General features: G+C 39.3%; 13 protein-coding genes and 1 tRNA gene. 12 read left to right on the top strand and 2 right to left on the bottom strand.

Features of this window, described 5'->3' with window-relative positions; genetic code table 11:
- The first annotated feature begins 100 nt into the window (after positions 1-100).
- The 3 genes from liaF to BMX84_RS00810 are packed head-to-tail and all read left to right on the top strand — an operon-like array spanning position 101 to position 2,530.
- Positions 101-838: a cell wall-active antibiotics response protein LiaF gene (gene liaF, locus BMX84_RS00820; RefSeq protein ID WP_091486054.1), complete on the top strand. Its 738-nt coding sequence runs from the start codon at positions 101-103 to the stop codon at positions 836-838.
- Complete coding sequence (locus BMX84_RS00815; RefSeq protein ID WP_177165410.1) at positions 835-1,878, top strand: sensor histidine kinase; 1,044 nt, start codon at positions 835-837, stop codon at positions 1,876-1,878. Before liaF ends, BMX84_RS00815 begins: the two co-directional genes overlap by 4 nt.
- A gap of 13 nt (positions 1,879-1,891) precedes the next feature.
- Positions 1,892-2,530 carry a response regulator transcription factor gene (locus BMX84_RS00810; protein WP_091486047.1) on the top strand — a complete coding sequence of 213 codons (639 nt, stop codon included), beginning with the start codon at positions 1,892-1,894 and terminating at the stop codon, positions 2,528-2,530.
- A 53-nt stretch (positions 2,531-2,583) separates the two neighbouring features.
- On the opposite strand, the gene rnjA is transcribed toward BMX84_RS00810, so the two are convergent.
- On the bottom strand, positions 2,584-4,254 hold the full coding sequence (gene rnjA, locus BMX84_RS00805; protein WP_091486044.1) for a ribonuclease J1: 1,671 nt from the start codon (positions 4,252-4,254) through the stop codon (positions 2,584-2,586).
- A gap of 275 nt (positions 4,255-4,529) precedes the next feature.
- Here rnjA and BMX84_RS00800 point away from each other — a divergent pair, with 275 nt between their 5' ends.
- The 4 genes from BMX84_RS00800 to BMX84_RS00790 all read left to right on the top strand — a co-directional run bounded on the left by BMX84_RS00800 (position 4,530) and on the right by BMX84_RS00790 (position 7,606).
- Positions 4,530-5,309: a Cof-type HAD-IIB family hydrolase gene (locus tag BMX84_RS00800; RefSeq protein WP_091486042.1), complete on the top strand. Its 780-nt coding sequence runs from the start codon at positions 4,530-4,532 to the stop codon at positions 5,307-5,309.
- Between the two features lie 103 nt (positions 5,310-5,412).
- Positions 5,413-5,485: transfer RNA gene (locus BMX84_RS00795), tRNA-Ala, on the top strand.
- A gap of 254 nt (positions 5,486-5,739) precedes the next feature.
- Positions 5,740-5,883: a hypothetical protein gene (locus BMX84_RS12455; protein WP_177165409.1), complete on the top strand. Its 144-nt coding sequence runs from the start codon at positions 5,740-5,742 to the stop codon at positions 5,881-5,883.
- Between the two features lie 388 nt (positions 5,884-6,271).
- Positions 6,272-7,606, top strand: coding sequence for a DUF1576 domain-containing protein (locus BMX84_RS00790; RefSeq protein ID WP_091486039.1), 1,335 nt, complete (start codon positions 6,272-6,274; stop codon positions 7,604-7,606).
- A gap of 147 nt (positions 7,607-7,753) precedes the next feature.
- On the opposite strand, the gene def is transcribed toward BMX84_RS00790, so the two are convergent.
- Positions 7,754-8,326, bottom strand: a complete 573-nt coding sequence (gene def / locus BMX84_RS00785) for a peptide deformylase (protein ID WP_091486038.1) — start codon at positions 8,324-8,326, stop codon at positions 7,754-7,756.
- Between the two features lie 445 nt (positions 8,327-8,771).
- Here def and pdhA point away from each other — a divergent pair, with 445 nt between their 5' ends.
- From pdhA to BMX84_RS00760, 5 genes are all read left to right on the top strand, one after another.
- Positions 8,772-9,878 (top strand): pyruvate dehydrogenase (acetyl-transferring) E1 component subunit alpha, encoded by a 1,107-nt coding sequence (gene pdhA, locus BMX84_RS00780; RefSeq protein WP_091486035.1) that lies wholly within the window; start codon positions 8,772-8,774, stop codon positions 9,876-9,878.
- A 2-nt stretch (positions 9,879-9,880) separates the two neighbouring features.
- Positions 9,881-10,858, top strand: coding sequence for an alpha-ketoacid dehydrogenase subunit beta (locus BMX84_RS00775; RefSeq protein ID WP_091486033.1), 978 nt, complete (start codon positions 9,881-9,883; stop codon positions 10,856-10,858).
- Positions 10,859-10,928: 70 nt separating this feature from the next.
- Positions 10,929-12,281, top strand: a complete 1,353-nt coding sequence (locus tag BMX84_RS00770) for a dihydrolipoamide acetyltransferase family protein (RefSeq protein ID WP_143058648.1) — start codon at positions 10,929-10,931, stop codon at positions 12,279-12,281.
- Positions 12,282-12,293: 12 nt separating this feature from the next.
- Positions 12,294-13,700, top strand: coding sequence for a dihydrolipoyl dehydrogenase (gene lpdA / locus BMX84_RS00765; protein WP_091486030.1), 1,407 nt, complete (start codon positions 12,294-12,296; stop codon positions 13,698-13,700).
- A 136-nt stretch (positions 13,701-13,836) separates the two neighbouring features.
- Positions 13,837-14,604, top strand: coding sequence for an inositol monophosphatase family protein (locus BMX84_RS00760; RefSeq protein ID WP_091486165.1), 768 nt, complete (start codon positions 13,837-13,839; stop codon positions 14,602-14,604).
- The last annotated feature ends 186 nt before the right edge of the window (positions 14,605-14,790 follow it).

Genomic DNA, 14,790 nt, shown 5'->3' with positions numbered 1-14,790 from the left:
TTTTTTATCAGTCTTAGGACCTATCTTTATGATAAAGTGATGCTATTTTGAAAAAAATTCGCTATACTTGCTGTAGACTAAATAAAGGAGAGTGAAGGCTATGAGTACCTATGCTTATAAAGCAACGCTGGTAGTGTTATTCGTCTGGATGTTATATCAAATCGTTCATAATTTTGTTTTTCTCTTATTTTTGATATTAGCTTTAGGTTTTCTTATTCTATATAAATCCTCTCCTAAAGAAACGCAGCGTCACACCAACTATCTTTGGACAAGCATTGCTTTCTTTCTAGCCTCGTTTGTTTTTACAAGTGCCTTTTGGGTATTGCTTGTCCTGTTTCTTCTTTTTCAATTAAGCTCTGATGAGAAGCTTCTCAATACGATGCGTGATCCTTTTTTTAGAAAAAAACAGTACTGGCGCGATAAAGAATTCATCTCGATTCAGTGGAATGAACTGGAAGCCAATGAACTGAAGCTGTATCGAAACAAATGGATCGGTGATGATTTTGTAGGTAAAGATATCTTTGAATGGGAAGATCATAATCATCAGAAAATCATGGGTGATACATTTTTTGATTTGGGGAACACTGTTTTGCCGATGAAAGAAAATGTTTTGATGCTGAGAAAAGGTTTCGGTGATACGAAATTATTCATACCGAAAGATGTAGCTATATCTCTAGATGTCAGTATCATTCTAGGGAAGCTTATTATTGAGGATGAAGTTTTTGACTTGAAAAACGAAACAGTCAAATGGCAGTCTCAGAATTATGGGAAAGCTTTGCGAAAAATCAAAGTCGTTTCCAGTACGATCATAGGGGAAGTAGAGGTCGTCTATTTATGAAAAAGACCTTGTCCCACTTATTTAAGTATTTTTTGCTGTTCTTTTTTATTCTTCTCTTTATTACAGTGTTTATTTTCTTGTCCCTTTCTGAATATCAGTGGGTCACGGCGCTTTACAGGGCAAACATTGTCGGTGTTTCTCTAATTTTTTATCTCATTTTCTTTTCGTTTATCCTGGCAGTCGTGACGCTTTCTTATTTAAGATCATTTGAGAAAAAGAAGCTGAGAAAAGTGGAAGAAGGTTTGAGGATGATGAGTCAAGGGCATTACTCTGCCTCGATTTTTCTAAATATGTATTCACTGGATACGCCGTTGCAGATAAATGAGGATATTGACAGACAGTTCCTGAAACTGCATGAAAAATTGATGTTCATGGCTGATGAAGCGTTGAAAAATGCAGAAGAATCCAAGACACTGGATAATGAAACAAAAAACGATATCCTGGAAGGCGAAAGAAAACGCATTGCTAGAGAACTGCATGACTCTGTATCTCAGCAGTTATTTGCTGCGTCCATGATGCTTTCTGCAGCTAATCAGCAGGCAGGCGACTGTCCTGAATCTTTAATAAAACAGTTGAAGATGGTCGAGCAGACGATCAATGCTTCTCAGACAGAAATGCGTGCGCTGCTTCTTCATCTTAGACCGGTACAGCTAGACGGGAAGTCTTTGAAAGAGGGCGTAGAACAGCTGCTGAAAGAACTCTCGTCCAAAATCGAAGTGGATATTCATTATCAGATAGAAAGAATCGTCATGCCCACTATTATGGAGGATCATTTTTTCAGAATTCTGCAGGAACTGTTGTCGAATGTTCTGAGACATGCAAAAGCGGAAGTACTGGAAGTTTATTTAACACAAAACAGCAGTGGGATCCAGCTTAGAGTGAATGATGACGGTGTCGGATTTGATGTCAACAATAAAAAAGCGGGCAGTTACGGGCTACATAATATAAAAGAACGGATAGAAGGTATGGGAGGGAGCGTTAAAATTGTGTCTCTTCCAAACTTTGGGACACGTATTGAAATAAATGTACCTTTAGTATGAGGAGAGTGATCATGTGATACGATTGATGCTGGTAGACGACCATGAAATGGTGAGATTAGGCTTGTCATCCTTTTTCTCTATTCAGGAAGATTTTGAAGTGGTGGCAGAAGCTGCAGATGGAGAGGCAAGTGTTGAACTGGCTGTAGAAGAAAAGCCGGATATCATTTTAATGGATCTTGTTATGGAAGTGATGGATGGAACCGAAGCCACTATTGAAATAATGAAGAGGTGGCCTGAAGCAAAAATCATTATTTTAACTAGTTTTATTGATGATGAGAAAGTCTATCCGGCGATGGAAGCCGGTGCATGCGGTTATATCCTAAAGACTTCTTCTGCAACAGAGATAGCTCAGGCGATCAGAGAAACCTATAATGGACAATACTATATTGAAGATGAAGTGACGAGCATTCTTGAAGAAAAAAGACATGAAGAGAATGAAGGACACTTGCATGACAGACTAACAAGTCGTGAAAACGAAGTCGTCCAACTGATATCCAAGGGCTACACTAATCAGGATATCGCGGATGAATTGTTTATTACATTGAAAACTGTGAAAACACATGTCTCTAATATCTTGTCAAAATTGGAAGTGGAAGACCGTACGCAGGTAGCGATTTATGCGTTCAGACACGATATCGTTGAAAATGAATAGTAAAAAGGCTTCAGCCAAGTGTAATCACTTGGCTGAAGCCTTTTTTAATTCAATTAGTTCGTTAAAATGACGGGTAAAATTATGGGACGACGTTCTGTCTCTGCAAAGAGAAAGGCTTTAATGTCATCGATCAATTCATTTCTCATTTTATATTCATTCAGTTGTTTATGTTTGAATGAGCGCTGAATACTGTCATAAGCAACTTTTTGTGCTTTCTGGATCAGTTCTTCAGATTCTCTCATATAAATGAATCCTCTGGAAATGATATCGGGACCGGCGAGAACCTGTTTCTTCTTAGCGTCGATCGTAGCAACAACGACAACAAGTCCGTTATCAGAAAGGATCTTACGGTCTCTCAGGACAACGTTGCCGATATCCCCAACGCCACTGCCGTCTACATAAACATCTCTTGCTTCAATTTCACCTGCGCGTCTGGCGGTGTCTTCGGTGAAAGCAAGGATATCTCCATTATCCAGTATGAAACAGTTGTCTTTTGGTACACCAGTTTGCTGAGCAAGCTGGGCGTGGATACGCTGCATACGATGTTCTCCATGAATAGGGACAAAGTATTTTGGCTTCATAAGCTGCAGCATTAATTTCTGTTCCTGCTGGCCACCATGACCGGATGTGTGGATGTTATTTATTTTACCATGAATAACGTTTGCTCCAGCTTCAAGCAATTGATTAATGACACGGTTGACGCTCATTGTATTGCCTGGAATAGGAGAGCTTGAAAAGATAACGTTATCTCCAGGCTGAATAGAAATTTGTCTGTGTGTACCGTTTGCAATTCTGCTCAAGGCTGCCATCGGTTCTCCCTGAGACCCAGTACATAAAATCAGAACTTCATTTGCTTTATAATTCTTTATTTCATTCGGATGGATAAATGTTCCTTCATCTGCCTGAATATATCCTAACTCTTTACCTGTTTCCAAATTGTTGACCATGCTGCGCCCAAACACGGCAATTTTGCGCCCTGTTTTGTTTGCCGCCTCAATGGCTTGCTGGACTCTTGAAATATTTGAGGCAAAAGTAGCAAAGATGATACGCCCGTCGATTTTTTTGAATAAGCTCCTGATCGAGTCACCGACTACTTTCTCGGATTTTGTGAAGTTGGGGATCTCAGCATTTGTACTGTCTGACAGTAAGGCGAGCACGCCTTCTTCGCCGATACGAGCCATCTTATGCAGGTTGGCAGGTTCTCCCACGGATGTGAAATCGAATTTAAAGTCTCCTGTTTCTACAATGTTTCCATTTGGTGTTTTAACAACGATGCCGTAAGCTTCAGGAACACTATGGGTGGTTCTGAAGAAAGATACCTGAGTCTTTCTGAACTTGATTACAGTGTCTTCATTTATCTCGTGCAGGGTTGCTGAACGGAGCAGATGGTGTTCGCTTAATTTGTTTCTGATCAAAGCAAGTGCCAGTTTTCCTGCATATATAGGAATATTGAGTTCTCTCAACAGATAAGGCGTTCCACCTACATGGTCTTCATGTCCATGAGTGATGAAGAGTCCCTGGATCTTATCCTTATTTTCTACCAGATAAGAGTAATCAGGTATAACATAATCGATTCCCAGCAGATCATCTTCCGGAAACTTGATTCCGGCATCGATCAAGATGATTTCATCTTGAAATTGTATAGCATAGGTATTTTTACCTATCTCGTTTAAGCCGCCTAATGCAAAGATGGCCGTTTCGTTGTTTTTTATATTTGGTTTCATTATATAACTCCCTTGTCATAATTATTGATCTATTAAAAATCTTACTTTGCCTAACTGTGATATATAGTAAATTAAAAAGGGAAACCTATTTTGATAATCTCCGCTCGGTGCGTGGTGTAAGAAACCACTGTTATAATTATTCTACCATACTAAAAATAATAAGTATAGAATAAGGAAAACAGCATATAGGAGAACAAATCAGAAAAATCGGATTGTAGTTTGCCGGAAATTTAGATATAGTAGAACGTGTATGTATAGTGAAGGAGTGTCTGGCATTGGAAAATAAAAAGCTTTTTATATTTGATATCGATGGAACTGTCCTGGATAATAGCAAGTCCATCCCGTTAGAAACGAAGCAGGCGATCAAAGAGTTAAGCGAATCACATGAAGTTGCAATAGCGACCGGAAGGAATCGTACGATGGCGAAAGAAGTCATTGAGGAATTAGGGATTTCCAGTTACATCGTATGTAACGGTGCGGCGGCATACTATAAAGATGAAGCTATTTATACAAATTTTCTAAATGAAGAGGATTTGGAAAAGTTGATTGACATTGCCGATGCACATGACCACCAACTGGTCTATGAAACAATAGATGATTTAAGACGCAGGAATGAAGTGCCCGGTAAACGTATGACAAACGGTATGACATTTGTAGGCTTTGATGTTCCAGCTTATGACAAAGAATTTTACAAGAAAAATCCGCTTGTTCAGTGTCTGTTATTTATTTCTGAAGAAGAAATGGATATTTACGCTGATAAGTTCAGTCATTTCAGATTTGTACGCTGGTATAAAGAGGGGATAGACGTGTTACCTGCAGACGGATCGAAATATCTGACTATAAAGATATTAGCTAATCATATGGGGATAAATCTGAACGATGTCATAGCTTTCGGTGATGGCATGAATGATATTGAAATGATCAGACATGTAGGTACAGGAATTGCTATGGGAAATGCAGAAAAAGAAGTAAAAGATGTTGCAGATAGTGTAACAGAATCTAATGAGAATAATGGCATTCCCAGTGCTTTACGTAAAATGAAGTACATTAAATAATAAAGTTGCCAATATAAATAAATCAAAAAAAGAATGTTCAAAATAAAATTTACTCTGGACAAATAGATTGAAATAAGTAATAATATAAAAGGACATTCTTTTTGGGGGTATAGCTCAGTTGGGAGAGCGCTTCGCTGGCAGCGAAGAGGTCAGCGGTTCGAGCCCGCTTATCTCCATAATTTTTTAAGAACTGCAGAACAAAACACACGTTTTTGTGTTTTGTTCTGCAGTTCTTTTTTTATTCCGACAGCTTATTAGTATTCGATCACAGTCGGTGCAGCTGGAATTAACAGACGACTTCACTAGAAGATAAGGTACAATCGCGAAGTACCGGTAATTGAATTAAAGTTTCAAATATATTTATTGAAACGCTTACATTTTTAGTATATAATCTACACTTACAGTGAAATATGAGAATGGAGGCGATGAAATGCTGACAGATAGACAGGTAACTGAACTGAAAGCACTTATGGAAAAACATAAGAATAGTAAAGAGTCACTTCGAATCGCCGATGTAACCAAGGTGATTTATCCCGTTGATAAGTACAAGAAGCAACATAAAATTAAAAGTTAAACTTAAAATCAGAGAACTAAAAGATATGCCTTAAAGTTAAAGCATAAAAGTCAATTTTAGATTTTTTAAAGTTAAGCCAAGGTAAAGATTTCCTGTTACTATGCAGAATCTACACACATTTTACTTAATTTGAAATTCTAGTGTGGTATTTTGTTGTTGAACAGTATTCCTTTCAGCACAGAGCTATGCTAAGATATAACTAAACATAATCGGAAAATTATTACTATGTTGAGCTCCCCTCTAGAATGGTTGCTGAAAATTCAGATGACCATAACCACTTTTAAATGAATATTTCTATTAGATTGATAAAAAAACTATCTTCATCTATTGAAAAGTGGTATATTAGTATACGACATTATTTTAAATATCTACAAAAGGAGAGGACTTGATGAACTTAGAAAATAAATCATCTCAAATAGAATTTACAACGGCTTCTCAAACATTAAAATATGGATTTTTTTGGTTTATTGCTTTCTTTTTCGCTATTCTGGCTTTTCTATTTAATTCACCGGAGGAAATACTGGAAGGGCAAATCGTTATACTCCTGTCTCCTTCAAATTTAGTAACAGATTATTTTGCTATATCAAACGTCGGAGCAACACTTTTCAATTCAGCAATATTAACAGCTCATTCAATATTGATCATTAAAATGTCAAAGGCAAGGATCAATGGAGCTGTCATTGCCGGCGTATTAACAGTTGCTGCTTTTTCCTTTTTTGGTAAGAATCTTTATAACTCTACGCCGATAGTTTTAGGTGCTTTTGCATATGCATGGTCAACTAAAGCACCGGCTGAACATTCATTACTTGCTGCATTGTTTGGTACTGCTTTAGGCCCACTTGTTAGTGAGATCTCATTTAATATCGGTCTATCCTTGTTGTCCGGTATCTTCTACGGATACCTAGCCGGCTTTATTGCCGGCTTTATTATTCCTCCTTTAGCTCATCATATCGTTAAATTTACTAAGGGCTTTAGTGTTTATAATATAGGATTTACATGCGGTGTTATAGGTACCTTATTCGTTTCTATTATTCGTAGCACAGGGAGAGAAGTAGAGCCGGTATCGCTCTTATCATCCGGTCATAATGAACCTTTCATCATCATTTTTCTTGTTTTATTCTCAATTATGATGATCACTGGGCTTCACTTTAATCATTGGACGTTAAAGGGATACGGAGAACTGCTGCAACATTCCGGTCAGCTTTCAACTGATTTTCTTGATCTGAATGGTTTTAGCATTACTTTGATCAATATGTCATTACTAGGATATCTATCCCTGGGCTATGTTCTGTTTCATGGCGGAGAATTAAATGGACCAGTTATAGGTGGTATCTTAACTGTGGTCGGTTTTGGAGCTTTTGGTAAACATATCAGAAATGTCATACCTATCCTTATAGGAGTGACTTTGATGGGATATTTGAACAATTATGACATGAGTTTAACAGGAGTAGTCACTGCAGGGTTGTTTGGAACAACCATTGCCCCGATAGCTGGAAGATATGGCGTAGTGATCGGTATGTTAGCTGGAGCGTTCCATTTAAGTATTGTAAGTAATACAGACACTCTTCATGGCGGGATAAATCTTTATAATAATGGCTTTTCTGGGGGATTCGTTGCAGCAATAATGATTCCCATATTGGAGGCTTTCCATTATCATAAGGAAAAAAGGAAGGAACTTCGAGAACCAGTGGATCCAGCAGATGAGATGAAAGGCGAGTCATAATTAGAGAACCAGAATAACTGGGATAAGAAAGGTAGACAAAAACCGCGTTCCCGGTTCAGCATGCATACTACATGCTGAACCGGGAACGCGGTTTTTTAACGAATATTGATAGATTAGCAAGCAGAGACTATACAGGAGTAAATTGTACTATTCTGCTGATCCTAATACTTCCAAATCATCAGGGAGGGCTAAAGGGTTATCTGGATCGATGTGGTCATAAAACATGACGCCGTTCAAGTGGTCAATTTCATGTTGAACCACAATGGCAGGAAAGTTCTTCAAACGTTTTTTCTGTGTGTTGCCGTCAATATCGACATATTCAACTTTGATACGTTTATGTCTGGGGACATATCCCGGCACTTCCCGGTCCACAGACAAGCATCCTTCTCCTTCTGACAGGCAAGTCTGCTGAACAGAATGACTGACGATCTTTGGGTTGATCAATACCCCGCTGAATTCGGGTTCAGACTCTTCGGGATCATCAGAAGGAACATGAACGGCGATCATGCGCTTGGAAACATTTACTTGCGGAGCCGCTATACCGACTCCTGGTCGTAATTCATATTTTTCAGCTGTTTCAGGGTCCTGGCTGTTCTTTAAAAATTCCAACATTTTATCTGCCAAATCTTTTTCTTCATCAGTCAAGGGAAGAGTCATTTTACCCGCTACTTTACGTAAAGTAGGGTGGCCTTCACGTATAACATCATTCATGGTCAACATTTTCATTTCCTCCTTAAGCAAGTTCACTAGTATTTTAACAGTTTTTCCTAATTTCTGCACCTTTATTATTAAATTTATAAAAATAGCTGATAAGTTATGTTTGTTTTTTAAGAGTGATGGATTTCACATGATAATTTTTCTGAAAAATCAACTGGTACACTTTTTTTTTTTCAGGTCTTTTATATAACAGTTTTTTTCCCTGTATTACTTTATTAAAATAAATTTTAAAATCTCATCATTCCAGAGAGTATAACAGTAACGTTGTGCTTTGTATCACAATGACCCGACAATCCTTTTGTGCCGGTATTTCTTCCCGGTCAATTAAGACGCTATCGCTTGCATTTCACTTAAAAAAATGATAAATTGGAAAAGGAATAGATAAAAATGTAACAGTCAAAAAGCGCTGTTACACTTAATTATATAAAGAGAGAGGAATGGGTAATCTATGGCAAAGCAACCAGTTGATTACGAAGCATTATTAAGTTCGATCGAAGCTTCGTTTCCGATGGTTCAAATATTAGATAAAGATGGGAACGTTGTTAACAACGACATCATGCCGGATTTATCTGATGATGAATTAGTAGAATTAATGACAAGAATGGTGTGGTCACGAGTCCTTCACGACCGCTCAATGGCGTTAGCTCGTCAAGGAAGATTAGGTTTCTATGCTCCAACAATGGGACAGGAAGCTTCACAGCTAGCAAGTCATTTCGCATTCAAAAAACAAGATTGGCTATATCCGGGATATCGTGATATTCCACAATTGATTCAACACGGCTTATCAGTATCCCAAGCATTCTTATGGTCAAGAGGACATGTGGAAGGCAATAACTATCCTGAAGATTTACATGCAATGGGTCCTCAAATCATTATCGGTGCACAGTATATCCAAGCGATGGGTAATGCAGTAGGACAGAAACTGGCTGGAAAAGAAGATGAAGTAACCTTCACTTATACTGGTGACGGCGGATCTTCACAGGGTGATGTATACGAAGGTATGAACTTTGCCGGTCGTTACAAAGCACCTATCGTCTTCTTCATTCAAAACAACGGCTATGCTATTTCCACTCCTCGTGAGAAACAGTCCGCTGCTAATACGCTGGCTCAAAAAGCTGCTGCTGCTGGTATTCCTGGAATCCAGGTCGATGGTATGGATCCATTGGCAGTATATGCAGTAACTAAGCAGGCACGTGAATGGGCTGCTTCAGGTAATGGTCCAGTACTGATCGAAACGATCACATCCCGTTTCGGACCACACTCAACATCTGGTGATGATCCAACGCGTTACCGTGAACAAGAATCGTTCGATTACTGGGAACAAAGAGATCCGCTTATTCGCTTCCGTAACTTCCTGAAAGAAAAAGGACTATGGACTGACGAAAAAGAAGAAGAGCTGATCGAAAAAACTAAAGAAGAAATCAAACAAGCTGCCAAAGAAGCAGATCAAGCTCCAAAAATGAAAGTTTCAGAATTCCTGAAAAACATGCACGGCGAGCCTGGTCAGAATATCGTTGAGCAGATCGAGAAATATGAAGCAAAGGAGAGTAAATAATCATGGCGAATCTTACAATGATTCAAGCGATCACGGAAGCCTTAGATCAAGAAATGGCTCGTGATGAAAAAGTCCTGGTATTCGGTGAAGACGTAGGTAAAAACGGCGGTGTTTTCCGTGCGACTCAAGGTCTTTTTGATAAACACGGTGAAGACCGTGTCAATGACACTCCGCTTGCTGAATCTGGAATCGGCGGTATGGCATTTGGTTTAGCTGTTCAAGGCTTCCGTCCAGTAATGGAAATCCAGTTCTTCGGATTCGTTTTCGAAGTCATGGATTCAATTGTTGGTCAAATGGCGCGTACACGTTACCGTACAGGCGGCAAATTAAACTTGCCAGCCGTAGTTCGTTCACCATTTGGTGGCGGTGTTCACACACCAGAAATGCACGCAGACAGTTTAGAAGGTTTGATGGCTCAGTCACCAGGACTTAAAGTCGTTATCCCTTCAAACCCATACGATGCTAAAGGGTTGCTAACTTCAGCTATCCGCGATGAAGATCCTGTTGTATTTCTTGAACACATGAAATTATACCGTTCATTCCGTGATGAAGTTCCTGAAGAACAGTACACGGTCCCTCTAGGAAAAGCGGGAGTTGCTAAAGAAGGTTCTGACGTTACTGTAGTAGCCTACGGTTATATGGTACGTGAAGCACTTAAAGCTGCAGAACAGCTGGAAAAAGACAATGTATCAGTTGAAGTGCTTGACCTGCGCACAGTCTCACCAGTTGATTATGAAACAGTAGTTAAATCTGTTGAAAAAACTGGCCGTATGGTTATGGTTCAGGAAGCTCAACGTCAGGCCGGTGTCGGAAACACTGTTATTTCTGAAGTTTCTCAGCGTGCTATTCTTTCATTAGAAGCACCTATCGGCTTCGTTTCTGCCCCTGATACGGTATATCCATTTGGTCAAATCGAGAACACCTGGTTACCAAACGCTAAAGATATTACTGCAGCAATCAAAGAAACAGTTGAATTTTAATTAACGTTAACTGTCAGTACTGAATGAACACATTCAAAGTAAAATCATTTTAGAAGGGAAGAAAATTACAATGGCTTTTACATTTAAACTCCCTGATGTCGGGGAAGGCATGGCTGAAGGAGAAATCGTCAGCTGGTTAGTTTCTGAAGGAGACACCATTGAAGAAGGCGATTCTATTGCTGAAATCCAAAACGATAAATCAGTTGAGGAACTAGCCTCTCCAGTAGATGGAACGATCAAGAAATTCTTGGTAGAACCAGGAACAGTCGCTTCTGTAGGTGATCCTATTGTTGAGATCGATGCTGAAGGACACGAAGGTGACAGTGAGGATTCAGAAGAAGCAGCAGAAGAAACAGCTGCTAAATCAGAAGTATCGTCTGAAGAAGCTAAAGCCGGCGCTGAAAAAACAGATCCGGCGCAATCAGAAGCAAGTGTTTCTGATGATGTTGTTAAGACTGCTGATTCTAACAAACGCGTTCTTGCCATGCCGTCTGTCAGACAGTATGCACGTGAAAAAGATGTTGATATCAGCCTTGTAGAAGCATCAGGCAAAGGCGGGCGTACGACACGCGACGATATCGATAACTTCCTTCAAGGTGGCGGACAAGCTGCAGCTTCTCAAGAAACAGCTGCTACTGAAGATAGCTCACAGAGTGAAGCTAAAGGAACGACTTCTGCGGTTTCCACTAATGTCAAACCATTTAAATCTGGTCGTTCTGATGAAGAAACCAGAGAAAAAATGTCAACGACCCGTAAAGCAATTTCAAAAGCAATGGTCAACAGCAGCTTGACGATTCCATCTGTATCATTGTTTGATGAAGTAGATGTAACGAAATTGATGGCACACCGTACGAAATTCAAGACGATTGCAGCTGAGCAAGATGTTAAATTGACTTTCTTGCCATATGTTGTTAAAGCGATCATCGCTGTCATGAAGAAATTCCCGGCACTTAACTCATCTATCGATGATACGACTGATGAAGTTGTTTACAAAAACTACTTCAACATCGGTATTGCTGCGGATACTGATCAAGGACTTTATGTTCCGGTTGTTTCAGATGCTGATAAGAAATCAATGTTCAACATCGCTTCTGAAATTTCAGAACTAGGCGCTAAAGCACATGAAGGCAAATTGAAATCAAGTGATATGGCAGACGGATCGATTTCAATTTCTAATATTGGTTCAGTAGGCGGCGGTTGGTTCACGCCGATCATCAACCATCCAGAAGTCGCTATTTTAGGTGTTGGACGTATCGCTAAAAAAGCAATCGTAAATGACGAAGGAGAAGTCGTTGCTGCTCCAATGTTGGCATTGTCGTTAGTGTTCGATCATCGTGTTATTGACGGTGCAACAGGTCAAAAAGCCATGAACGAATTAAAACGTCTGTTGGCAGATCCTGAGTTATTATTAATGGAAGGATAAGGTGAATCATAAATGGTAGTAGGAGATTTCGCAATTGAACTGGATACAGTAGTTGTCGGAGCTGGACCTGGTGGATATGTGGCAGCTATTCGTGCCGCACAAATGGGACAGAAAGTCGCTATTGTAGAGAAAGAATTTATAGGTGGCGTATGCTTGAACGTTGGATGTATTCCTTCAAAAGCATTGATCACTGCTGGACATAAGTATCAGGAATCACTTGATTCAACAGTATTCGGTGTTACTTCTAAAAATGTTGAAATCGACTTTGCGAAAACACAGGAATGGAAAAACACTCAAGTCGTCAATAAACTGACTAAAGGTGTTGAAGGCCTTCTTAAGAAGAACAAAGTAGAGATCTTACGTGGGGAAGCATTCTTTAATGACGAGAATACAATGCGTGTCATGGGAGAAGATAGTGCGCAAACCTATTCCTTCAACAATGCGATCATCGCAACAGGCAGCCGTCCAATCGAAATTCCAGGATTTAAATTCAGTGACCGTGTATTAGACTCTACCGGTGCATTGAATCTGACTGAGATTCCTAAAAAAATGGCTATCGTTGGCGGTGGATACATCGGTTCTGAATTAGCGGGTGTCTATGCCAATTTAGGTACTGAAATCACGATTCTTGAAGGTCTTCCTTCAATCTTGAATGGTTTCGACAAAGACATGGTCAAGCTTGTAGAGAAAAACTTCAAGAACCGCGGAGTAGATATCATTACTAACGCAATGGCTAAAGAGTCAACTGTTACAGATAACGGCGTAACTGTTAAGTATGAAGCTGATGGAGAAGAAAAATCTCTGGATGTGGATTATGTATTGGTTACAGTAGGACGTAAGCCAAATACTGATGAATTAGGTCTTGAACAAGCTGGTGTTAAAGTCAGTGACCGTGGATTGATTGAAGTCAACGAACAAGGCAGAACGAACATTAATAGTATCTATGCTATCGGTGACGTCGTTCCAGGACCTGCTTTAGCACACAAAGCAAGTTATGAAGCTAAAATAGCTGCTGAAGCTATTTCCGGTAAAAAAGTAGCTGTGGATTACCGCGCACTTCCAGCCGTAGCTTTCACAGATCCTGAAATCGCATCTGTTGGATACACTGAAAGTGAAGCAAAAGAAAAAGATCTTGATGTTAAAGTCACAAAATTCCCACTTGGTGGTAACGGTCGTGCATTATCTCTTAACGCTACTGAAGGTTTCGTACGTTTAGTAACAACGAAAGAAGACAATGTCATCGTTGGTGCTCAAGTTGCGGGGATCAGTGCATCAGACATCATAGCTGAGCTTGGTTTAGCTATTGAAAGTGGTATGAACGCTGAAGATATCGCCTTAACGATCCACGGACATCCTTCATTAGGTGAAGTTGTCATGGACGCGGCTGAAGCAGCATTAGGTTTACCTATCCACATGTAATAAGTGTAAGGTTGTAAACACGGGAGATTCTCGGCTTAAAAGCCGGGAATCTCTTTGTTTTTGCAATTTGCTGTCCACTCATTTAAACTTAGATTAAAGATGTGTGAAATGAGGAGAAATTATGTCGGAGAATAGAATGAATAGAGATAAAACGGTCATTAAATGGATCGATGAGATAAGTCGGGTCATTATTCAAAAAAAAGATAATCAATTGGAAATCGAACAGAAGACATCGGCCAATGATTTAGTAACGAACATGGACAAGTGGGTAGAGAAAGAGCTGGTTGAAAGAATCCGCTCAGCTTATCCTGAAGATCGTATTTTAGGAGAAGAAGGATTCGGAGATGCTGTTGAAAACATGAGCGGGACAGTCTGGTTCGTGGATCCTATTGATGGAACATTGAATTTTATACTTCAGAACGAAAATTTCGCTTTGATGTTAGCTGTTTACGAAGATGGAGTACCGGTGCAAAGCTATATCTATGACCTTACCCTCAATAAATTGTACAAGGCAATTAAAGGCGAAGGGGTCAGTTGTAACGAACAACTGTTAAGTGAACCAGCGAATGTATCCTTGAGTGAAGGTATGCTCGCTACAAATTCTAGTATTATGATTGAAGACAAATATGATAAAGTCAGAAAAATAGCTAGAAAGAGTTTAGGTTTAAGACTGGTCGGTTCTGCCGGGCTTGAGACAGTTGAAGTGGCGAAAGGAAGTATTGCGGCTTATATCGCTACGAACTTAAAGCCTTGGGATATTGCTCCAGGCATTTTATTTATGGAAGAACTCGGATTGAAAGCTACTCAATTTAATAATGAACCATTAGATTTACTCAAGAATAACAATATCGTTTTTGCGACTCCAAAAGCTCATGACGAAATTATGAAGCTTATGAATATATAATGAGGGAATAGCTTGTAATTTTGTTTGTATTACTGTTATAATACTTGGGGCAACAATATAGGATATTTGGAGAGCATTTATTCTTGAGTGTGAATCTATCAAGAATAAGTGCTTTTTATGATGAACATAAAAGAAAGCTCTATGAAAACGACAACAAATAATTAGATTCTAAGGTAATGAATTCGG

This window comes from Alkalibacterium putridalgicola (assembly GCF_900109825.1).
GTDB classification, from domain to species: Bacteria; Bacillota; Bacilli; order Lactobacillales; family Carnobacteriaceae_A; genus Alkalibacterium; species Alkalibacterium putridalgicola.
The sequence above is the reverse complement of the archived record's forward strand: the minus strand, read 5'-3'. Positions and strand labels throughout refer to the sequence as shown.

What these genes read in the sequence shown, in the direction of transcription:
- BMX84_RS00770 (WP_143058648.1), top strand. Translation starts at nt 10,929, where the DNA reads ATGGCTTTTACATTTAAACTCCCTGATGTCGGGGAAGGCATGGCTGAA.
- rnjA (WP_091486044.1), bottom strand. Translation starts at nt 4,254, where the DNA reads ATGAAACCAAATATAAAAAACAACGAAACGGCCATCTTTGCATTAGGC.
- BMX84_RS00760 (WP_091486165.1), top strand. Translation starts at nt 13,837, where the DNA reads ATGAATAGAGATAAAACGGTCATTAAATGGATCGATGAGATAAGTCGG.
- BMX84_RS00815 (WP_177165410.1), top strand. Translation starts at nt 835, where the DNA reads ATGAAAAAGACCTTGTCCCACTTATTTAAGTATTTTTTGCTGTTCTTT.
- BMX84_RS00790 (WP_091486039.1), top strand. Translation starts at nt 6,272, where the DNA reads ATGAACTTAGAAAATAAATCATCTCAAATAGAATTTACAACGGCTTCT.
- liaF (WP_091486054.1), top strand. Translation starts at nt 101, where the DNA reads ATGAGTACCTATGCTTATAAAGCAACGCTGGTAGTGTTATTCGTCTGG.
- BMX84_RS12455 (WP_177165409.1), top strand. Translation starts at nt 5,740, where the DNA reads ATGCTGACAGATAGACAGGTAACTGAACTGAAAGCACTTATGGAAAAA.
- def (WP_091486038.1), bottom strand. Translation starts at nt 8,326, where the DNA reads ATGTTGACCATGAATGATGTTATACGTGAAGGCCACCCTACTTTACGT.
- pdhA (WP_091486035.1), top strand. Translation starts at nt 8,772, where the DNA reads ATGGCAAAGCAACCAGTTGATTACGAAGCATTATTAAGTTCGATCGAA.
- BMX84_RS00775 (WP_091486033.1), top strand. Translation starts at nt 9,881, where the DNA reads ATGGCGAATCTTACAATGATTCAAGCGATCACGGAAGCCTTAGATCAA.
- lpdA (WP_091486030.1), top strand. Translation starts at nt 12,294, where the DNA reads ATGGTAGTAGGAGATTTCGCAATTGAACTGGATACAGTAGTTGTCGGA.